Annotated in this window: 17 protein-coding genes; 12 read left to right on the top strand and 5 right to left on the bottom strand. The window is 72.5% G+C overall.

What is annotated here, in order from left to right; translation table 11 throughout:
* Positions 1-50: 50 nt before the first annotated feature.
* Entirely contained in the window at positions 51-1,289 is a 1,239-nt protein-coding gene (locus MUK52_RS21740; RefSeq protein ID WP_114057432.1) for an alpha/beta hydrolase, read from the bottom strand.
* 133 nt (positions 1,290-1,422) lie between these two features.
* Complete coding sequence (locus tag MUK52_RS21745; RefSeq protein WP_284579293.1) at positions 1,423-2,067, bottom strand: TetR family transcriptional regulator; 645 nt, start codon at positions 2,065-2,067, stop codon at positions 1,423-1,425.
* A 144-nt stretch (positions 2,068-2,211) separates the two neighbouring features.
* Between MUK52_RS21745 and MUK52_RS21750 the strand changes: the two genes are divergently transcribed.
* Both MUK52_RS21750 and MUK52_RS21755 read left to right on the top strand, forming a co-directional pair.
* Positions 2,212-3,828, top strand: a complete 1,617-nt coding sequence (locus MUK52_RS21750) for an MFS transporter (RefSeq protein ID WP_284579296.1) — start codon at positions 2,212-2,214, stop codon at positions 3,826-3,828.
* Between the two features lie 189 nt (positions 3,829-4,017).
* Complete coding sequence (locus MUK52_RS21755; protein WP_284579298.1) at positions 4,018-4,488, top strand: peptidase inhibitor family I36 protein; 471 nt, start codon at positions 4,018-4,020, stop codon at positions 4,486-4,488.
* On the opposite strand, the gene MUK52_RS21760 is transcribed toward MUK52_RS21755, so the two are convergent.
* Positions 4,469-5,281 (bottom strand): potassium channel family protein, encoded by an 813-nt coding sequence (locus tag MUK52_RS21760; RefSeq protein WP_114057428.1) that lies wholly within the window; start codon positions 5,279-5,281, stop codon positions 4,469-4,471. The genes MUK52_RS21755 and MUK52_RS21760 overlap by 20 nt on opposite strands.
* Before the next feature lie 131 nt (positions 5,282-5,412).
* Positions 5,413-8,145: a pyruvate dehydrogenase (acetyl-transferring), homodimeric type gene (gene aceE, locus MUK52_RS21765; protein WP_114057427.1), complete on the bottom strand. Its 2,733-nt coding sequence runs from the start codon at positions 8,143-8,145 to the stop codon at positions 5,413-5,415.
* 438 nt (positions 8,146-8,583) lie between these two features.
* Here aceE and MUK52_RS21770 point away from each other — a divergent pair, with 438 nt between their 5' ends.
* The 6 genes from MUK52_RS21770 to MUK52_RS21795 all read left to right on the top strand — a co-directional run bounded on the left by MUK52_RS21770 (position 8,584) and on the right by MUK52_RS21795 (position 13,138).
* Positions 8,584-9,012 (top strand): DUF3052 domain-containing protein, encoded by a 429-nt coding sequence (locus tag MUK52_RS21770; RefSeq protein ID WP_185902675.1) that lies wholly within the window; start codon positions 8,584-8,586, stop codon positions 9,010-9,012.
* A gap of 151 nt (positions 9,013-9,163) precedes the next feature.
* Positions 9,164-9,622 carry a peroxiredoxin gene (locus MUK52_RS21775; RefSeq protein WP_114057425.1) on the top strand — a complete coding sequence of 153 codons (459 nt, stop codon included), beginning with the start codon at positions 9,164-9,166 and terminating at the stop codon, positions 9,620-9,622.
* Positions 9,623-9,794: 172 nt separating this feature from the next.
* The gene (locus MUK52_RS21780) at positions 9,795-10,370 is read left to right on the top strand and encodes a TerD family protein (RefSeq protein ID WP_114057424.1); all 576 of its coding nucleotides are present in this window, start codon (positions 9,795-9,797) and stop codon (positions 10,368-10,370) included.
* A gap of 156 nt (positions 10,371-10,526) precedes the next feature.
* Positions 10,527-11,102, top strand: a complete 576-nt coding sequence (locus MUK52_RS21785; protein WP_114057423.1) for a TerD family protein — start codon at positions 10,527-10,529, stop codon at positions 11,100-11,102.
* A 26-nt stretch (positions 11,103-11,128) separates the two neighbouring features.
* The gene (locus tag MUK52_RS21790) at positions 11,129-12,241 is read left to right on the top strand and encodes a DUF475 domain-containing protein (protein ID WP_114057422.1); all 1,113 of its coding nucleotides are present in this window, start codon (positions 11,129-11,131) and stop codon (positions 12,239-12,241) included.
* 162 nt (positions 12,242-12,403) lie between these two features.
* A complete protein-coding gene (locus MUK52_RS21795) occupies positions 12,404-13,138 on the top strand; it encodes a TerD family protein (RefSeq protein WP_114057421.1) in 735 nt (244 codons plus the stop codon).
* Positions 13,139-13,222: 84 nt separating this feature from the next.
* Here the strand turns inward: MUK52_RS21795 and MUK52_RS21800 are convergent, their stop codons facing one another.
* Entirely contained in the window at positions 13,223-14,032 is an 810-nt protein-coding gene (locus tag MUK52_RS21800) for a TerD family protein (RefSeq protein ID WP_114057420.1), read from the bottom strand.
* A gap of 195 nt (positions 14,033-14,227) precedes the next feature.
* Here MUK52_RS21800 and MUK52_RS21805 point away from each other — a divergent pair, with 195 nt between their 5' ends.
* The 4 genes from MUK52_RS21805 to MUK52_RS21820 all read left to right on the top strand — a co-directional run bounded on the left by MUK52_RS21805 (position 14,228) and on the right by MUK52_RS21820 (position 19,578).
* Positions 14,228-15,406 (top strand): HpcH/HpaI aldolase/citrate lyase family protein, encoded by a 1,179-nt coding sequence (locus MUK52_RS21805; RefSeq protein ID WP_284579309.1) that lies wholly within the window; start codon positions 14,228-14,230, stop codon positions 15,404-15,406.
* A 106-nt stretch (positions 15,407-15,512) separates the two neighbouring features.
* Positions 15,513-18,095: a phosphoribosyltransferase gene (locus MUK52_RS21810; RefSeq protein WP_502963630.1), complete on the top strand. Its 2,583-nt coding sequence runs from the start codon at positions 15,513-15,515 to the stop codon at positions 18,093-18,095.
* Complete coding sequence (locus MUK52_RS21815) at positions 18,092-18,922, top strand: HAD family hydrolase (RefSeq protein ID WP_114057417.1); 831 nt, start codon at positions 18,092-18,094, stop codon at positions 18,920-18,922. The genes MUK52_RS21810 and MUK52_RS21815 overlap by 4 nt, the downstream gene beginning before the upstream one ends.
* Positions 18,919-19,578: an O-methyltransferase gene (locus tag MUK52_RS21820; RefSeq protein WP_114057416.1), complete on the top strand. Its 660-nt coding sequence runs from the start codon at positions 18,919-18,921 to the stop codon at positions 19,576-19,578. Before MUK52_RS21815 ends, MUK52_RS21820 begins: the two co-directional genes overlap by 4 nt.

Genomic DNA, 19,578 nt, shown 5'->3' on the forward strand with positions numbered 1-19,578 from the left:
CTTGCGCGTCCCCCTCGGCGCAGGGCCCGATTTTCGGGGCTCTACGCGTGTCAGTCCGCGTCTGTCCCGGAAATTCCGTGGCGGCAGGCATCGCCGCCGGTGGCGCAGGCAACAGAACCGAACGCGCCGGTTCCGATTTTGGCGAAGTTGTCCAGGGAATCCGTGCCTGGCTCGAAATAGCCGGTGTGCAGGCGGGCCCCGGCGGAGGACAGCAGCCGCGCACCGAACTCGGGGGAGACCGGGTCGGCGCCGTGCCCCAGCCCGCCGACCTCCAGGTGCGGCACGTCCGCGATCCAGTCCCCCGCGTCCCGCATGGCCCACACCCGGGCGGAGGTGCGCAGCTCGGCCACCGAGCCGGCGCGCATGCCGGGGCTGCCCGCCGCCACCACGTCCGTCACCCGCTCCGGCAGGGCGTGCGCGGCGACCCCGCAGACGACGGAGCCGTAGCTGTGGCAGAACAGCGCGACCGTCGCGCCCCCGGGCAGCGCCGCGGCCAGGGTCTCCAGGCGCGCGGCACCGTCGACGGCCATGCGCCCGGTCGCGGCGTCCATGCCGACGCCTGCGGGCGCGGTGTAGTCGGCCCAGGCGATGACAGCGGTCCGGGTGCCGGGCGCGGCCGCGCGCTGGGCCGCGTACAGGGATTCGGCCATGCCCACGGGTGAGGTGAGGCGGCGCTGGGTGCGCTCGAAGGTGACCGCGTCGGTGTCGACGCCGGGGACGATGACGGAGATCCGCTCGGCGCGGTCGAGGTCGCCGAACACCTCCGCGACCCGGCCGCCGCCGGTGGGGTCGAAGGCGAGGACCTGCCGGCCGGGCTCGGCCAGCGAGGCGAAGCGGTGGGCGCGCCGGCCGGCCGCGGTGCGGTCGGCGGGGGTGAGGGAGACGTCCCGGCTGCGGGCCAGTTCCACCTGCTCGGCGAGGAGGAGCGCCTGCGCGTTGGCGCGGTAGCGCAGCTCCGCGGGCGCGCCGGCGAGGTTGCCGACGACGAAGGGGTGGGCGTCCGCGAGGTGGGTGCGGGCATCGGCGTCGAGGCCCGCGAAGAAGCGGGCGACGGTCCGCACGGGGGCGTCGGCGGGCGGCACGGCGCGGCCCCCGATGCGCGTCGCCGACCAGGCGGCGAGGCCGGCGGCCCGCAGCGAGGTCCCGGCGTCCGGCCGGTGCACGGCGGTCCAGCCCGTGGTGGCCAGCATGAGGAAGACGACCCCCAGCGCCAGCAGGGCGCGCAGGGCGGCGGGGCGCGGGTCGGTACCGGGGGAGGGGCGGGCGGAGCCGGGCACGTTCACGTTCATCTGGCACCAGCGTAGGAGACCGCCGCGGGCCCGAATGCGCGGGGTGACGGGGCTCACGGCCCCCGGGCGGGCCGCCCGGCGGCCGGGGGCCACGGCCCTGGCGGCCCGTCAGGTGCCGCCGTCCCGCCGGTGATCAGCGCCAGTCGGGCGCCAGAGCTGGGCCGATGTGGTCGAGGTAGGCCTCGGTCAGGTCGCGGATCGCGGTGATGCCGGTGTCGTCGCCCTGCCCCCACAGCCGGCCGGTGACCCTCATCACCCCGGAGAACGCGGCGACGGCGACCCGCGGGCGCGGGTCGGCGTCCACGTCCAGGCCCTCACGCTCCGCGATCAGCCGGGCGATCCGCTCCTCCACCTCGGCCGAGCGGCGCAGGTGCGCGGCGAGCAGCGCCGGCGTCGACTCGATGAGCCGGTAGGTCCGCATGTAGAGGTCGACGGACACCACCTCGGACAGGGCCTCCTCGAGGGTGCCCCAGGAGTCGCGGAGCGCGCCGCGCAGTGCCGTGAGGGGGCCCTCGCCGGCCGGGCGGGCCTGCAGGGCGGTGAGGAAGTGGGAGTCGATGAGGTCCTGCGCGGCGAACGCGACCTCCTCCTTGTTGGCGAAGTAGCGGAAGAAGGTGCGCTGGGAGACGTCGACGGCGTCGGCGATCTCGTCGACGGTGGTCTGCTCGTACCCCTGCGCGATGAAGAGGAGGAGGGCGGCGCGCAGCAGCGCGTCCCGGGTGCGCTGCTTCTTGCGCTCGCGCAGGCCGGTCGCGGGCGCGGGCCGCTCGTCGGTCATCACCGCGGGGAGTCCTTTCCGGGACGGGTCGGCCGCCCCTGATCTGACGCTGAGTGAGCGGTCAGGGTACCTGTGGGCGACGTGGCAGCGACTGCCTCGTTAACCCGTTTGTGAAGTGTCAGTCGCTGTCAATAGTGTGGCGGCATGACTCATCAGAGCACCGTCGACGACCGCGACGACCGCATACCCGTCAAGGAGCCGGGCGGAGGGCCGGCGGGCAGCGCACTGCGCGGCCACCCGTGGCTGACCCTCTTCGCCGTGGCGATCGGCGTCATGATGGTCACCCTGGACGGCACCGTCGTCGCCGTCGCCAACCCCGCGATCCAGCAGGACCTCGGCGCCTCCCTCGCCGACGTCCAGTGGATCACCAACGGCTACCTGCTCGCCCTCGCCGTCTCCCTCATCACCGCCGGCAAGCTCGGCGACCGCTTCGGACACCGGCAGACCTTCCTGATCGGCATCGTCGGCTTCGCCGGAGCGTCCGCCGCGATCGGCCTCTCCACCACCGTCGAGTCCGTGATCGGCTTCCGCGTCGCCCAGGGCGTCTTCGGCGCCCTGCTGATGCCCGCCGCGCTCGGCCTGCTGCGCGCCACGTTCCCCGCCGAGAAGCTCAACATGGCCATCGGCATCTGGGGCATGGTCATCGGCGCCTCGACCGCCGCCGGACCCATCGTCGGCGGCCTCCTCGTCGAGAACGTCAACTGGCAGTCCGTCTTCTACGTCAACATCCCCGTCGGCGTCATCGCCCTGGCCTTCGGCCTGGTCATCCTGCTCGACCACCGCGCCGAGAACGCCCCGCGCTCCTTCGACGTTCCCGGCATCCTGATGCTGTCGGTCGCGATGTTCTCGCTGATCTGGGCGCTGATCAAGGCCTCCGAGTGGGGCTGGGGCGACCTGTGGACCCTCCTCTTCCTCTTCGTGTCCCTGGCCTTCTTCACCGCCTTCGCCGTGTGGGAGTCCCGGGCCGACGAGCCGCTGATCCCGCTCGGGATGTTCCGCTCGCTGCCGCTGTCCGCGGGCACCGTGCTCATGGTCCTGATGGCGTTCGCCTTCATGGGCGGCCTCTTCTTCGTCACCTTCTACCTGCAGAACGTCCACGGCATGAGCCCCGTCGACAGCGGCCTGCACCTGCTCCCGCTGACCGGCATGATGATCATCGGCTCCCCGCTCGCCGGCGCCGCGATCACCGCGGTCGGCCCGCGCATCCCGCTCGTCGCGGGCATGGCCGCGACCGCCGCCGCCTGCTTCGGGATGGCCGGACTCACCCCCGGCACCGGCACCCTGGAGATGTCGCTCTGGTTCGCCCTCCTCGGCCTCGGCCTCGCCCCCGTCATGGTCGGCGCCACCGAGGTCATCGTCGGCAACGCCCCGCTGGAGCTCTCCGGTGTCGCGGGCGGGCTCCAGCAGGCCGCCATGCAGGTCGGCGGCAGCCTCGGCACGGCCGTCCTCGGCGCCGTCATGGCCGGCACCGTCAGCGACACCTTCGGGGACAAGTGGGCCGCCGCACAGCTGCCGCCGCTCAGCCCGGAGCAGCAGGAGCTCGCCGAGAAGGGCGTCCAGGTCGGCCTCGCCCCCGTCCCCGAAGGCGTCCCCGCGCAGGTCGCCGAGACGATCACCAAGGCCGCCCATGACACCTTCGTGTCCGGGATGAGCACGGCCTTCACCACCGCCGGCGTCGTGGCCGCGGCCGCCGCCGTCGTGGCCTGCTTCACCAAGCGCGGGGAGAACGCCGCCGCGGGCGCGGGCGCCGCCCACGTCTGAGCAGGCCCCGCCGCGCGTCAACACCGTGCACCGCACAGCCCCGCCGGACGGTTCCGGCGGGGCTTGCGCCTATCAGGGTGGACCCGGCCGCGGCCCCTTCCGCCGGGCCGTCGCCGCAGGTCAGCGTGGACCCACAGCGCTTCCGGAAGCGGTCCGGGGCGCTCCCGTCCACGAAGGAGCCGATCCGTCATGCGTACGAGTTCACCCGCCGGGGCCGTTTCCACCGCCGGCGCAGCCGCCCGCACCGCAGCCGCCCGCACCGTCCCGGCCCGTACCGTCACCGCCCTCGCCGCGGCCGCCCTCGCGCTCACCGCGCTCCTCCCCGGCACCGCCCGCGCCGCCCAGGCCGGGCCGGCCGCCGGACCGCCGCCCGCCCGGGCGGTGCCCTGCGCCGCGGGCCAGCTCTGCCTCTGGGCCAAGCCCGACTTCAAGGGCACCCGGCACGCGTACGAGCTGAGCACCCTCGACATCAACAGCTGCACCGCCCTGCCCGCCGGGGCCAGCGCCCAGTCGCTCGTCAACCGCACCGGGCGGCCGGTGACGACGTACCAGTCCGCCGAGTGCGCCGAGACCGGGGAGTTCCAGACGTATCCCGGCGACGGCGTCCAACTGCCCCAGTCCGGCTACCTCGTACGGGCCTTCAAGGTGTGGGAGCGGTAGCCGCCGGGCCCCCGGCCGCCGGGGCCGCCGCCGGCGCGGGGACCGCGAGCGCGGCCGGCGCCTCCGGGGAGGCCCCGCGCAGCAGGGCCACCTCGGCGCGCAGCGCCCGCACCTCCGCGGCCAGGTCGGCGATCGCGGCGGTCTGCTCCCGCTCCACGCGGTCGTCCCGCTCGAAACGGGAGATGAACCAGGCGGCGATGTTGGCCGTGACCACACCCAGCAGCGCGATCCCCGACAGCATCAGGCCCACCGCGAGGACCCGGCCCAGGCCCGTGGTGGGGGAGTGGTCCCCGTACCCGACCGTCGTCATCGTCGTGAAGCTCCACCACACGGCGTCGCCCAGGTTCCTGATGTTGCCGTCGGGCGCGTCCCGCTCCACGCTCAGCACGGCGAGCGAGCCGAACATCATCAGGCCGACCACCGCACCCGCCACGTAGGTGGTCAGCCGGATCTGCGGAGCCATCCTGGCCCGCCGCCCCACCAGCATCAAAGTGGCCACCAGCCGCAGCAGCCGCAGCGGCTGGACCATCGGCAGGACCACCGCGACGAGGTCGAGCCAGTGGGTACGCACGAACGCCCGCCTGGCCGACGACAGGCAAAGCCGCACCAGGTAGTCGGCGGCGAAGGCGCCCCACACCATCCACTCGGCCAGCGTGCACGCCCGCAGCACGCGAGCCCCCGCGTCCGGGAGGACGATCGGAACGGCGTAGGCGACGGCGAACGCCACGGCGAGGACGAGCAGCGGAGCCTGCGTCCGCCGCTCCCATCGCAGTCGGCGGGAGGCTTCCTTCATACGCAGCATCGTAGGGAACGCCCGGAACCGCCCGGGCCGGCGCCCGGCCCGGCCCGCGGCACCCCGGACACGCCGGCGGGCCGGGGCGCACTCCGCACCCCGGCCCGCCGCCGGACTCCTGCCCGCGCCTGCTAGGCGTCGCCGCCCGCCGGGCCCGGGTCGGCCGCCGCCACGTCCAGCAGCCGGTAGCGGTCCACCGCCTGCTTCAGCGCGGACCGGTCGATCCGGCCCTCCTTCGCCAGCTCCGTCAGCACCGCCAGCACCACCGACTCCGCGTCGATGTGGAAGAAGCGGCGCGCCGCCCCCCGCGTGTCCGCGAAACCGAAGCCGTCCGCACCGAGCGAGGTGTACGCACCGGGCACCCACCGGGCGATCTGGTCCGGCACGGAGCGCATCCAGTCCGACACCGCGACGAACGGCCCCTGCGCCCCCGAAAGCTTCCGCGTCACGTACGGAACGCGCTGCTCCTCCTCCGGGTGCAGCAGGTTGTGCTCCTCCGCCTCGACGGCGTCGCGGCGCAGCTCGTTCCAGGAGGTCGCCGACCAGACGTCCGCCCTGACGTTCCACTCCTCGGCCAGGATCCGCTGCGCCTCGACCGCCCACGGCACCGCCACGCCCGAGGCCATGATCTGCGCCGGGATCGCGCCGGACGTGCCCGCCGCCACCTTGTGGATGCCCTTGAGGATGCCCTCGACGTCCACGCCGTCGGGCTCGGCCGGATGCTGGATCGGCTCGTTGTAGACCGTCAGGTAGTAGAAGACGTCCTCGGCCTCGGGACCGTACATGCGGCGCAGGCCGTCCCGGACGATGTGCGCGATCTCGTACCCGTACGCCGGGTCGTACGCCACGCACCCCGGGTTGGTCGACGCCAGCAGCTGGGAGTGGCCGTCGGCGTGCTGCAGGCCCTCGCCCGTCAGGGTGGTCCGGCCCGCCGTCGCGCCCAGGACGAAGCCGCGCGCCAGCTGGTCGGCCATCTGCCAGAACTGGTCGCCCGTCCGCTGGAAGCCGAACATCGAGTAGAAGACGTACACCGGGATCAGCGGCTCGCCGTGCGTCGCGTACGCCGAGCCGGCCGCGATCAGCGAGGCCGTGCAGCCCGCCTCCGAGATGCCGTCGTGCAGCATCTGCCCGGTCGGGGACTCCTTGTACGCGAGCAGCAGCTCGCGGTCGACGGACTCGTACTGCTGCCCCAGCGGGTTGTAGATCTTGGCGCTCGGGAAGAACGAGTCCATGCCGAAGGTGCGGTACTCGTCCGGGGCGATCAGCACGAAGCGCCGGCCGATCTCCTTGTCCCGCATCAGGTCCTTCAGCAGGCGGACGAAGGCCATCGTCGTCGCGATCGACTGCTGGCCGGAGCCCTTCCTGACCGCCGCGTACGCCTTGTCGTCCGGCAGTTCGAGCGGACGCGCCCGCACCACCCGCGTCGGGACGTAGCCGCCCAGCGCCTTGCGGCGGTCGTGCATGTACTGGATCTCCGGCGAGTTGCGGCCCGGGTGGTAGTACGGCGGGGCGCCGCTCTCCAGCTGCGCGTCGGTGATCGGGATGTGCAGGCGGTCGCGGAAGCGCTTGAGGTCGTCGACCGTCAGCTTCTTCATCTGGTGCGTGGCGTTGCGGCCCTCGAAGTTCGGGCCGAGGGTCCAGCCCTTGACCGTCTTGGCCAGGATCACCGTCGGCTGGCCCTTGTGGGCGCGCGCCGCCGCGTACGCCGCGTAGATCTTCCGGTGGTCGTGGCCGCCGCGGCCCAGGTGCAGGATCTGGTCGTCGGACATGTCCGCGACCATCGCGCGCAGCCGCTGGTCGTCGCCGAAGAAGTGCTCGCGGATGTAGGAGCCGGTCTCCGTGGCGTACGTCTGGAACTGCCCGTCCGGGGTGGAGTTCATCTTGTTGACGAGGATGCCGTCCCGGTCCTGCGCCAGCAGCGGGTCCCAGGAGCGGTCCCAGATCAGCTTGATGACGTTCCAGCCCGCCCCGCGGAAGATCGACTCCAGCTCCTGGATGACCTTGCCGTTGCCGCGTACGGGACCGTCGAGCCGCTGGAGGTTGCAGTTGACGACGAAGGTCAGGTTGTCCAGGCCCTCGCGCGCCGCCAGCGACAGCTGGCCCAGCGACTCCGGCTCGTCCATCTCGCCGTCGCCGAGGTACGCCCAAACGTGTGACCTGGAGGTGTCCGCGATCCCGCGCGCCTCCATGTACCGGTTCATCCGGGCCTGGTAGATCGCCCCGATCGGCCCGAGGCCCATCGAGACCGTCGGGAACTCCCAGAAGTCCGGCATCAGCCGCGGGTGCGGGTAGCTGGACAGGCCGTACGGGGCCTTCGACTTCTCCTGGCGGAACGCGTCGAGCTGCTGCTCGGAGAGCCGGTCCAGCAGGTAGGCGCGGGCGTAGACGCCGGGTGAGGCGTGGCCCTGGAAGAAGATCTGGTCGCCGCCGTCGCCCTCGTCCTTGCCGCGGAAGAAGTGGTTGAAGCCGACGTCGTAGAGGGAGGCCGAGGAGGCGAACGTGGCGATGTGGCCGCCCACGCCGATGCCGGGCCGCTGGGCGCGCGAGACCATGACGGCCGCGTTCCAGCGGGTGGCGTTCAGGACCTTGCGCTCGATCTCCTCGTTGCCGGGGAAGAACGGCTCGTCCTTGGTGGCGATGGTGTTGACGTAGTCGGAGCTGCGCATCTCGGGCACGGCCACGCGCCGCTCGCGGGCCCGCTCGATCAGCCGCAGCATCAGGTAGCGGGCGCGTTCGCGACCGCGTTCGTCCACGGCGGCGTCGAGGGAGTCGAGCCACTCCTGCGTCTCCTCCGGATCGAAGTCCGGGACCTGGCTCGGCAGGCCGCCAATGATGATCGGATTGCGATCGGATGCGGAAGCCACGCTGTTCCTTCGCTGTCAGGGGAGTCGTGCCTTGGTTTCGCCGCCTCCCATGGTCTTACGCTCGGTCGGAATCGTCATCTCTACCACTGGGTAATCCCTGGAGTCCCGGGGATTGCCGAAGACGTGCCGCGACGGGCTCCCGCCGGAGCCCCGGCCTCCGCTCCGCGCCGGCAAGCGGTTCGCAAGGGCGTTCGCCCCTCAAACAGGTGGGAAAGTCAGCGTGTGATGCCGAATGAGCTGGAATGGTGTGGGATGAATCACCACAGGGACATCCGGGAAGGCTGAAAGTTGCGGCGAGACGGCCGCAATCGTCACCGTTTCGACGGTCTCCGCGGCCGGGTACTTGCGCGATCCGCCGCGCCCGTGTGGACTACGCCCAATGCTGCGCGCACGCGCGCGGCTCGAAGACATTCACCGAACATGAGCAGGAGGCACCCCGTGAGCGCGACCGCGGACCACGCGGAGAGCCTGGCCGCCCGGCTGGGTTTCCAGTCCGAACAGGTGGTCCAGGAGATCGGCTACGACGACGACGTCGATCAGGAGTTCCGCGAAGAGGTCGAGGAACTGATCGGCAACGACCTCGTCGACGAGGACTACGACGACGTGGCCGATGCGGTGCTGCTGTGGTTCCGCGACGAGGACGGCGACCTGACCGACGCCCTCGTCGACGCCACCGAGCTGGTCGAGGACGCCGCGCTGATCCTGCTGCTGACCCCGAAGACGGGCCGCCCCGGCTACGTCGAGGCCAGCGACATCAGCGAGGCCGCCGAGACGGCCGGCCTGTCGCAGACGCGGCCCGTCAGCGTCGGCAAGGAGTGGGCCGCCAGCAAGCTGGTGACCCCGAAGGCCGCCAAGTCCAAGCGCTGAGCCACGCGCCGCAGCCAGCGGAGACACACCCCGCCGACCCCGTCGGCGGGGTGTGTGCGTTCCCGCCCGGCTCCCCTTCGGCGACGGCGCATTAGGCTTGGGCCACCCGAACAGCCCAGAGCAGGGATGCGGGAACGAAGGGATGCGACAGATGGCCATCGAGGTCGGCAACAAGGCTCCGGACTTCGAACTCAAGGACAACCACGGCGCCACGGTGCGGCTCTCCGACTTCCGCGGGGAGAAGGCCGTCGTGCTGCTCTTCTACCCCTTCGCCTTCACCGGCGTCTGCACCGGCGAACTGTGCGAGCTGCGCGACCAGCTGCCCCGCTTCCAGAACGACGACGTCCAGCTCCTGGCCGTCTCCAACGACTCCGTGCCGACCCTGCGCGTCTTCGCCGAGCAGGAGGGCCTCGACTACCCGCTGCTCTCCGACTTCTGGCCGCACGGCGAGACCTCCCGCGCCTACGGCGTCTTCGACGAGGACAAGGGCTGCGCGCTGCGCGGCACGTTCATCATCGACAAGGACGGCATCGTGCGCTGGACCGTCGTCAACGGGCTGCCCGACGCGCGTGACCTGAACGAGTACACCAAGGCCCTCGACAGCCTCTGATCCGGCCCCCGGGGCTCCCCTCCGGCCGGGTTCCGCGTGAAACCTCGTCCGGGCGGGAACCGGTCACTAGGATCGACACGTTGATCGGGTAGCCCTGCCGGCCCGCCGCCGGGAGGGTCCCATCGCACGACAGGGGCACCGACCCCGCACTCATGAACCCATTGGAGGACCCGTGGGAGTCAGCCTCAGCAAGGGCGGCAACGTCTCGCTGACCAAGGCCGCACCGAACCTGACGGCCGTGCTCGTCGGTCTCGGCTGGGATGCCCGCACCACCACCGGTGTCGACTTCGACCTCGACGCCAGCGCGATCCTGACCAACGACCAGGGCAAGGTCGCCAGCGACGCCAACTTCGTGTTCTTCAACAACCTGAAGAGCCCGGACGGCTCCGTCGAGCACACCGGCGACAACCTCACCGGCGAGGGAGAGGGCGACGACGAGGCGATCAAGGTGAACCTGGCGTCCGTCCCGGCCGACGTCGCCAGGATCGTCTTCCCGGTGTCGATCTACGAGGCGGAGAGCCGCCAGCAGAGCTTCGGCCAGGTCCGCAACGCCTACATCCGCGTCGTGAACCAGGCCGACAACACCGAGCTCGCCCGCTACGACCTCTCCGAGGACGCCTCGACCGAGACGGCCATGGTCTTCGGCGAGCTCTACCGCAACGGTGCGGAGTGGAAGTTCCGCGCCATCGGCCAGGGCTACGCCTCGGGCCTGCGCGGCATCGCGCAGGACTTCGGCGTCAACGTCTGAGCCCCGGACTGCCGGCCCGCCGGCAGTCCCACCCGTGTCCGGCGTCGTGCACACCGCGTGTACGGCGCCGGACGCGCTTGGCACCGATCCACCGCCGGCCCGCCGGAGCACCCCGGGGGCGCCGCGACCACCACGTCGTCCGGGGAGGACTTCAACATGGGCGTCACACTCGCCAAGGGGGGCAACGTCTCCCTGTCCAAGGCCGCACCGAACCTCACCCGGGTCCTGGTCGGTCTGGGCTGGGACGCGCGCTCGACGACAGGGGCCGACTTCGACCTCGACGCCAGCGCGCTGCTGTGCCGCGACGGCCGGGTCCTGGGGGACCGGTACTTCGTCTTCTACAACAACCTCAAGAGCCCGGAGGGCTCCGTCGAGCACACCGGCGACAACCTCACCGGCGAGGGCGACGGCGACGACGAGTCGATCCTCGTCGACCTGAGCAGGGTCCCCGCCGAGGTCGACAAGATCGTCTTCCCGGTGTCGATCCACGAGGCGGACGCCCGCCGCCAGACCTTCGGCCAGGTCACCAACGCCTTCATCCGCGTCGTGAACGACGCCGACGGCCAGGAGCTCGCGCGCTACGACCTCACCGAGGACGCCTCCAACGAAACCGCGATGATCTTCGGCGAGGTCTACCGGTACGGGGGCGAGTGGAAGTTCAGGGCGGTGGGACAGGGGTACGCATCGGGCCTCAGGGGCATCGCTCTAGACTTCGGGGTCAACGTTTCGTAAAAGCCGTACAAGATCATGGGGTGCCAGTGGTTCTGAAAACCTTCGGCTGGTCGTTCGCCATCACGGCGCTCGCCCTTGCCTTCGCCGCTTGGCAGTGGGGGTGGGAGGCATTCGGGGTCGTACTGATCCTGTCGATCCTCGAGATCTCGCTGTCCTTCGACAATGCGGTCGTCAACGCCGGAATCCTGAAGAAGATGAACGCCTTCTGGCAGAAGATCTTCCTCACCATCGGCATCCTGATCGCGGTCTTCGGCATGCGGCTGGTGTTCCCCGTGGCCATCGTCGCGATCAGCGCCAAGGTCGGCCCGATCGAGGCGGTCCAGCTCGCCCTCGATAACCCGGCGCAGTACGAGGCGCTCGTCACCGACGCCCACCCGGCGATCGCCGCGTTCGGCGGAATGTTCCTGCTGATGATCTTCCTCGACTTCATCTTCGAGGAGCGCGAGCACGCCTGGCTGGCGTGGCTGGAGCGGCCCCTGGCCAAGCTCGGCAAGGTCGACATGCTCTCGGTGTGCGTGGCCCTGATCGCCCTCCTGGTCTCGGCGATGGTCTTCGCCACGAACGCCCACACCAGCGCCGGCCACGCGGACAAGTCCGCCACCGTGCTGCTCGCCGGCGTCGCCGGCCTGATCACGTACCTGATCGTCGGCGGCCTGTCCTCCTTCTTCGAGAACAAGCTGGAAGAAGAAGAGGAGCGCGAGCACGAGGAGGAGGAGAAGGCCAAGGCCGCGGGCAAGCCCGTCTCCGCCGTCGGCCTCGCCGGCAAGGCCGCGTTCTTCCTCTTCCTGTACCTCGAGGTCCTGGACGCGTCCTTCTCCTTCGACGGCGTCATCGGCGCCTTCGCCATCACCAACCACATCTTCTGGATGGCGCTCGGCCTCGGCGTCGGCGCCATGTACGTCCGGTCGCTGACGGTCTACCTGGTCCGCCAGGGCACCCTCGACGACTACGTCTACCTGGAGCACGGCGCGCACTACGCGATCGGCGCCCTCGCCTTCATCCTGCTCGTCACCATCGAGCACGAGATCAGCGAACTCATCACCGGCACGATCGGCGTCATCCTGATCGCCGCCTCCTTCTGGTCCTCGGTCCGCCGCAACAAGCGGATGCTGCCGGAGGTGGCCACCGTCGACGCATGACCGCGGCGGTAATGCGGAACGCTCAACTGCGGGGCGGCCCGCCGGGTCCACGGACCCGGCGGGCCGCCCCGTCCGCGTGACCGCCCCCGCGCGGGCGGCGCGGACGCGACCAGACGAGACCGAGGGGATCAGGGGATCCCGGGAACAGAGGGGGGACAGGGGATGGGATTCTTCGACGGGATCAGGGGGAGCCGGGCCCTCGACTTCGACGCGGGCGGCCCCGCGTCGGCGATCGAGCTGACCCGCAGGCGCCCGACGGTGTCGCTGACCAAGCAGGGCGCGGTCCACGGCAACCTGCGCGTGAACCTCTCCTGGCGAATGCGCTCCTCCGACATCAGCGGCCGCGGAGGCCTGGGCGCCGGGCTCCTGAGGCACCCGTTCAAGCTGTTCAAACCGGACATGGTGCAGGCCCACACACAGGGCATGGTCAACGTCGACCTCGACATCGGCTGCCTGTACGAGCTCGCCGACGGCACCCGGGGCGTCGTCCAGCCCCTCGGCAACCTGCTCGGCGACCTCAACGACCCGCCGTACGTCAAGCTCAGCGGCGACGACCGGTTCGGGGCGCCCTCCGGGGAGACGGTCTACGTCAACCTCGACCACGCCGACGACATCAAACGGCTGCTCGTGTTCGTCTACATCTACGACCAGACACCCGCCTTCGACCGGACGAACGCCCTGGTCACCCTCTACCCGGGCACCGGGCCGCGGATCGAGATCCCGCTGGACGAGCGGCAGCCGGAGGCCCGCTCCTGCGCGGTCGTCTCGATCGAGCACGTCAAGGGCGAGCTGGTCGTCCGCCGGGAGGTGAAGTTCGTGTACGGCTTCCAGTCCGAACTGGACCGGCTCTACGGGTGGGGCCTGCAGTGGGGGCGCGGCTACAAGACCAAGGCCTGACCGGCCCGCGGGGCGGCGGGCCGGTCAGGGGGCCGGGCCGGGAATGCCGACCGCGGCCCCGGCCGGCGTTCCCGGCGGGCGGGCTCAGCGGCGCATGAACTGCGGGCCCTGCACCGGCAGCCGGAACGCCGGGTCGGCGCCCGGCCCGGGGGACACCGGCTGCGGGTACCCGTACGCGGGCGGCGCGGCCGGCGGCGCCTGCGTCGGCGGAGCCGGCTGCTGCGGCAGCGGCGTCGGCGGTGCCATCGCGGCCGTCCGGTCCGGGTCGGCGGCGCCCGCCCCCGCAGGGCCCGCCCCCGCGGCAGCCCCGGCAGCCGCGGACGCGCCGTCCGCGGGGCTCTCGGCGGCATTCTCGTCGACCGAGATCCCGTGGTCCGTCGCCAGTCCCACCAGGCCGTCCGAATAGCCCTCGCCCAGGGCGCGGAACTTCCACGCTTCGCCCCGCCGGTACAGCTCGCCGCAGATCAGGGCCGTCTCCGCGCCCGTCTCGGGCCGCACGTCGAAGTAGGCCACCGGCTCGCCGCCGCCGCTCGCCGTGGCGTCGTACAGCAGGATCCGCAGGTCCCGTACCCGCTCGAAGGGCACGTCCTCGGCGGAGGCGACCACCAGGACCCGGTCCACCGCGGACGGCACCGCCCGCAGGTCCGCCTGCACCGCGTCGGTGACCGCATCACCGACCTGCTTCTTGCCCAGGCGCCACACCGACCCCGAGGGGTGGCGGGGCTGGTTGTAGAAGACGAAGTCCTCGTCCGACCGCACCCGGCCGTCCGGGCCCACCAGCAGGGCGGAGGCGTCCACGTCCGGGACATCGGCGCCGCCCGTCCAGCGCAGCACCGCCCGGACCGCCACCGAGGTCACCGGGATGTTCGAGCCCTTCTGCATCGCGCGCGTCATGCCCGCCATCCTGCCCTCCCGGGGCCGCGCGGAACAACGCGGCCCCCCGCAGCACCCGTGTCCCCGCCGGAACGGGTGGGCATGTGCAAGAGGGTTACCTGAACTTCATGTGCTCGAGGAACTCCGGGCTGACGTTCGTACGTACTATTACCGGCCACGCCACACTTGGGCCGCAGAGCCAGCACGGGAGAGCACATGCGTCACTTTGGGCACGTATCGCCCGCGGTTCGCGAGAACCTCTTCCACCAGGAGCCGGCCGAGTTCACCGCCGCCTCCCCCGCCCGCCTGCTCGCGGCCGCCCTCGGCGCCACCCTCTACAGCCCGGCCACCCGCCCCAAGCTCGCCGCCGACATCCGCAAGCAGGCCGACCGCGGCGTCGTCTCCATGGTCCTCTGCCTGGAGGATTCCATCAGCGACGGCGACGTCGCCGACGCCGAGGACAACCTCGTCCGCCAGTTCGCCGACCTCGACGCCCTCAGCGCCGCGGACGGCACCGAGCCGCCGCTGCTCTTCATCCGCGTCCGCACCCCCGAGCAGATCCCCGACCTCGCCCGCCGCCTCGGCTCCTCCGCCCGCCTCCTGGCCGGATTCGTACTCCCCAAGTTCACGCAGAGTCGCGGCAACGCCTTCCTCGATGCCGTCGCCGACGCCGAGCAGTGCACCGGGCTCCCCCGGCTGTACGCGATGCCCGTCCTGGAGACCCCCGACCTCCTCCACCTCGAAACCCGCGCCGAAGCCCTCGCCGGCATCTCCCGCACCGTCGGCCGCCACCGCGACCGCGTCCTCGCCCTGCGCCTCGGTGTCACCGACTTCTGCTCCGCGTACGGGCTGCGCCGCACCCCCGACATGACCGCGTACGACATCCAGATCGTCGCCGGGGTCATCGCCGACGTCGTCAACGTCCTCAGCCGCGCCGACGGCACCGGCTTCACCGTCACCGGCCCCGTCTGGGAGTACTTCCGCCGCCAGCAGCGCCTCTTCAAGCCGCAGCTGCGCCGCAGCCCCTTCCTGGAGGAAGGCGTCGAGGAACTGCGCACCGCCCTCATCGAACACGACCTGGACGGCCTGCTCCGCGAGATCGAACTCGACCGCGCCAACGGCCTCCTCGGCAAGACCTGCATCCACCCCGCCCACACCACCCCCGTGCACGCCCTGTCCGTCGTCTCCCACGAGGAGTTCAGCGACGCCCAGGACATCCTGCGCCCCGAGCGCGGCGGCGGCGGCGTCATGCGCTCCGCGTACACGAACAAGATGAACGAGGTGAAGCCCCACCGGGCCTGGGCCGAGCGCACCCTGCAGCGCGCCGAGGCCTTCGGGGTGGCGAAGGAGAACGTCGGCTTCGTCGACCTGCTCACCGCCGGACTCCAGGTGTGAGCCGGCCGTGGCGGACGGACGGGCGGATCCGGCGCGCGCAACCCGTGCGCACCGGCAGGCAAGGCCGGCGGCATTGACCGCCCCGGCCACGGAGAAAGGCAAGACGATCGACGCGGTGTGGTCGGGAACCTGGGTGGCGGACCGGCTGGGCGTACGCCTGGAAGGAGCCTCCGGCGACCCCGGGGCGCCACGGCTGGAGGCACTCCTGGGCCTCGCCCTGCGGCGCAACCCCAAGCGGGCCCACCTGCTCGTCTCGAACGTCCTCGGCAAGCACGTCCCCCAGTCCCCGCAGGCCGTCTACGCCGCCGGGCACGGCCTCGGCGAGCGGGTCCGCGCCCTCCTCGACGCCTCCGGCGAGGACCCCGCCACCGCGGTCGTCCTCGGCTACGCCGAAACCGCCACCGGCCTCGGCCACTGTGTCGCCGACGGCCTCGGCGCCGCCCCCTACCTGCACTCCACCCGCCGCCCCGTACCCGGCCTGGCCGCGTCCGGCGGCTTCGAGGAGAGCCACTCCCACGCCACCTCGCACCTGCTGCTGCCCGAGGACCCGCAGCTGCTCGCCGGCAGCGGGCCGCTCGTCCTCGTCGACGACGAGTTCTCCACCGGCAGCACGGTCCTCAACACCATCCGCGACCTGCACTCCCGCAACCCGCGCACCCACTACGTCGTCGTCGCCCTCGTCGACGTCCGCTCCCCGGCCGACCGCGAGCGCCTCGCCGCGTTCGCCGCCGACATCGGCGCCCGCGTGGACCTGCTGGCCCTCGCCTCCGGGACGGTGCACCTGCCCGAGGGGGTGCTGGCGCGCGGGCAGGCCCTCGTCGCCGAGTACGAGCAGCGGGGCGCGGGCGCGCCGGGTGGTGCGAACGCGGCGGGTGACGCAGGTGCGGCTCCGGCTGCGGCTGAGGCCCGCGCGGCTGATGCGGCCGAGGCCGCCACCGCCTCCCGCCCGGGCGCCGGGGCCGCCGTACGCGTCCGCCTCGACTGGCCCGCCGCCCTGCCCGACGGCGGCCGCCACGGCTTCACCCCCGCCCACCGCGCCCTGCTGGAGGCGTCCCTGCCGCGGCTCGCGGGGCAGCTCGCCGCGGCCCTCGGCCCCGAACCCGGCCGTGTCCTCGTCCTCGGCAGCGAGGAGCTCATGTACGCGCCGCTGCGCCTCGCCCGCGCCCTGGAGGAGTCCGGCGCCGCCCGCGAGGTCCGCTTCTCCACCACGACCCGCTCACCCGTCCTCGCCGTCGACGACCCCGGCTACGCGATCCGCACCCGGCTCGTCTTCCCCGCCCACGACGCCCCGGCCGACGGGCCCGGCGACCGCTACGCCTACAACGTCGCCGGCGCCGGCTTCGACACCGTCGTCGCCGTCGTGGACAGCCACGGCGACACCGCCGCCCTGCACGCCCCCGACGGGCTCCTCGCCCGCCTCGCCCCGCACGCCGGCCGCGTCCTGCTCGCCGTCGTCCCCGCCCGCCGCCCCGTCGGCGCGGCCGGGCCCGCCACCCCCGCCACCGCCGACCGGCAGGAGCCGACCATGTCCGAGCCGCTGCGCGGCCCCGCCTTCTCCTCGTACGCCCCCGAGGACGTCGGCTGGCTCCTCCAGGACCTCTCCGACGTCGCCCTGGAGGCCCCGACCGAAGAGCGCGAGGAGGCCATCCAGGCCGGCGGCGCCCACTACGCCGAGTCCCTGCCCGTCGAGTACCAGCCGTCGCCGCAGTACCAGGAGCTGTACCGCAGCGCGCTCGCCGGCTCCGCCGCCCGCATCGCCCGGGCCGTCGGCACCGTCACCGAGACCGTCCTCGCCGAGCGCTCCCCCTCCCCGGTCCTGGTGTCGCTGGCCCGTGCCGGGACGCCCGTCGGCGTGCTCATGCGCCGCTGGGCGGCCGCCCGGCACGGCCTGGACCTGCCGCACTACGCCGTCTCCATCGTCCGCGGCCGCGGCATCGACGCCAACGCGCTGCGCTGGCTGGCCGCCCGGCACGACCCGGCCGACGTGGTGTTCGTCGACGGCTGGACCGGCAAGGGCGCCATCACCCGCGAACTCGCCGCCGCACTGCGCGCGTACCGCGACCAGGAGGGCCCCGGCGCCGCGGAGTTCGACGGGGACGTCGTCGTCCTCGCCGACCCCGGCTCGTGCGTCTCCACGTACGGCACCCGCGAGGACTTCCTCATCCCCTCCGCCTGCCTCAACTCCACCGTCTCCGGCCTGGTGTCGCGTACCGTGCTGCGAGACGACCTGGTCGGGCCCGGCGACTTCCACGGCGCGAAGTTCTACCGCGAACTCGCCGGGGCCGACGTGTCCGCCGACTTCGTCGACACCGTCGCCGCCTGCTTCGACGAGGTGGCCGACACCGTCGCCGCCGACGTCAAGGAGCTCCTGGCGGCCGACCGCACGCCGACCTGGGAGGGCTGGGCGGCCGTGGAGCGGATCAGCGAGGAGTACGGCATCCACGACGTGAACCTGGTCAAGCCCGGAGTCGGCGAGACCACCCGCGTGCTGCTGCGGCGCGTGCCCTGGAAGATCCTGGCCCGGCGCGGCGCCGGAGCCGACCTGGCCCACGTACGGCTGCTCGCCGAGCAGCGCGGCGTACCGGTGGAAGAGGTCGACGGGCTGCCCTACACGTGCGTGGGACTCATCCACCCCCGATACACGCGCGGCGCCACCGGCGCCGACGGAAAGGCTGTGGCCTCCAAGTGACCGTCCTGGTAGCCAGCGACCTCGACCGCACCCTCATCTACTCGGCGGCGGCGCTCGCCCTCACCATGCCCGACGCGGCAGCCCCGCGGCTGCTGTGCGTCGAGGTCCACGAGAGCCGCCCGCTGTCCTACATGACCGAGGCGGCGGCCGCACTCCTCGCCGAACTGACCGCCGACCCCGGGGTGGTGTTCGTCCCGACCACGACCCGCACGCGCAAGCAGTACCAGCGCATCCGCTTCCCCGGCCGCCCCGCCCGGTACGCGATCTGCGCGAACGGCGGGCAGCTGCTGGTGGACGGCGTACCGGACCGGGACTGGCGGCGGCAGGTCGCGGCCCGCCTCGCCGAGGAGTGCGCCCCGCTGGAGGAGGTGCACGGCCACCTGCTGGCGGCCGCCGACCCGGCGTGGCTGCGCAAGGCGCGTGTCGCGGAGGACCTCTTCGCCTACCTCGTCGTCGAACGCGAACGGGTACCCGACGAGTGGATCAAGTCGCTGGCAGACTGGGCCGAGGCCCGCGGCTGGACCGTCTCCCTCCAGGGCCGCAAGGTGTACGCGGTGCCGCGGCCGCTGACGAAGAGCGCCGCGATGCGCGAAGTGGCCCGCCGCACCGGCGCGACCACCACCCTCGCCGCCGGGGACTCCCTGCTGGACGCGGACCTGCTGCTCGCGGCGGACGCCGCCTGGAGGCCCGGCCACGGCGAACTGGCCGACTGCGGCTGGACGGCGCCGACGGTGACGGCGCTCGCGGAACGCGGAGTCGCGGCCGGGGAGGAAATCGTGCGGGCGTTCACCCGGAAGGCGGCCGCAGCCGGGACACTGGCCCCATGACCAAGGGCAACAGTACGAAGATCACGGACGAGCTGTACCGGTACATGCTCGACCACAACCCGCCGCTCGACCCGGTCGCCGCGAAGCTGGTGGAGCGGACCTACGCCGAGTTCCCCGACGTCGCCGGCATGCAGTCCGCGGAGGAGCAGGGGCCGCTGCTGGCGTTCCTCGTCCGGCTGACCGGCGCCCGGCACGTGGTGGAGATCGGCACCTTCACCGGCTTCTCCACCCTCGCCATGGCACAGGCCCTCCCGGAGGACGGCGCCATCGTCGCCTGCGACGTCTCCGAGGAGTGGACGGCGTACGGGCGCGAGGCCTGGGCGGAGGCCGGCGTCGCCGACCGCATCGACCTGCGGATCGCCCCCGCGCTGGAGACGCTCCGGGCGATGCCGCAGGAACCGCACATCGACCTCGCGTACGTCGACGCCGACAAGGAGAGCCAGATCGCGTACTGGGAGGAACTCGTCCCGCGGATGCGGACCGGCGGGCTCGTCGTCACCGACAACACCCTCTTCCACGGGAGGGTCGTGGACGAGGCGGCGACGGGCGCGGCGGCGGCCGTGCGCGCCTTCAACGACCACGTCGCCGCCGACTCGCGCATGGAGTCCGTACTGCTGGCGATCTCCGACGGCCTGACGCTGTCGCGCAAGCGCTGA

Source organism: Streptomyces sp. 2P-4, from assembly GCF_030167965.1.
GTDB classification, from domain to species: domain Bacteria; phylum Actinomycetota; class Actinomycetes; order Streptomycetales; family Streptomycetaceae; genus Streptomyces; species Streptomyces globosus_A.

Bases quoted from the DNA above. Each gene is read 5' to 3' on its own strand.
- MUK52_RS21740 (WP_114057432.1), bottom strand. From the start codon at position 1,289: ATGAACGTGAACGTGCCCGGCTCCGCCCGCCCCTCCCCCGGTACCGAC.
- MUK52_RS21745 (WP_284579293.1), bottom strand. From the start codon at position 2,067: ATGACCGACGAGCGGCCCGCGCCCGCGACCGGCCTGCGCGAGCGCAAG.
- MUK52_RS21750 (WP_284579296.1), top strand. From the start codon at position 2,212: ATGACTCATCAGAGCACCGTCGACGACCGCGACGACCGCATACCCGTC.
- MUK52_RS21755 (WP_284579298.1), top strand. From the start codon at position 4,018: ATGCGTACGAGTTCACCCGCCGGGGCCGTTTCCACCGCCGGCGCAGCC.
- MUK52_RS21760 (WP_114057428.1), bottom strand. From the start codon at position 5,281: ATGAAGGAAGCCTCCCGCCGACTGCGATGGGAGCGGCGGACGCAGGCT.
- MUK52_RS21775 (WP_114057425.1), top strand. From the start codon at position 9,164: ATGGCCATCGAGGTCGGCAACAAGGCTCCGGACTTCGAACTCAAGGAC.
- MUK52_RS21785 (WP_114057423.1), top strand. From the start codon at position 10,527: ATGGGCGTCACACTCGCCAAGGGGGGCAACGTCTCCCTGTCCAAGGCC.
- MUK52_RS21795 (WP_114057421.1), top strand. From the start codon at position 12,404: ATGGGATTCTTCGACGGGATCAGGGGGAGCCGGGCCCTCGACTTCGAC.
- MUK52_RS21800 (WP_114057420.1), bottom strand. From the start codon at position 14,032: ATGACGCGCGCGATGCAGAAGGGCTCGAACATCCCGGTGACCTCGGTG.
- MUK52_RS21805 (WP_284579309.1), top strand. From the start codon at position 14,228: ATGCGTCACTTTGGGCACGTATCGCCCGCGGTTCGCGAGAACCTCTTC.
- MUK52_RS21820 (WP_114057416.1), top strand. From the start codon at position 18,919: ATGACCAAGGGCAACAGTACGAAGATCACGGACGAGCTGTACCGGTAC.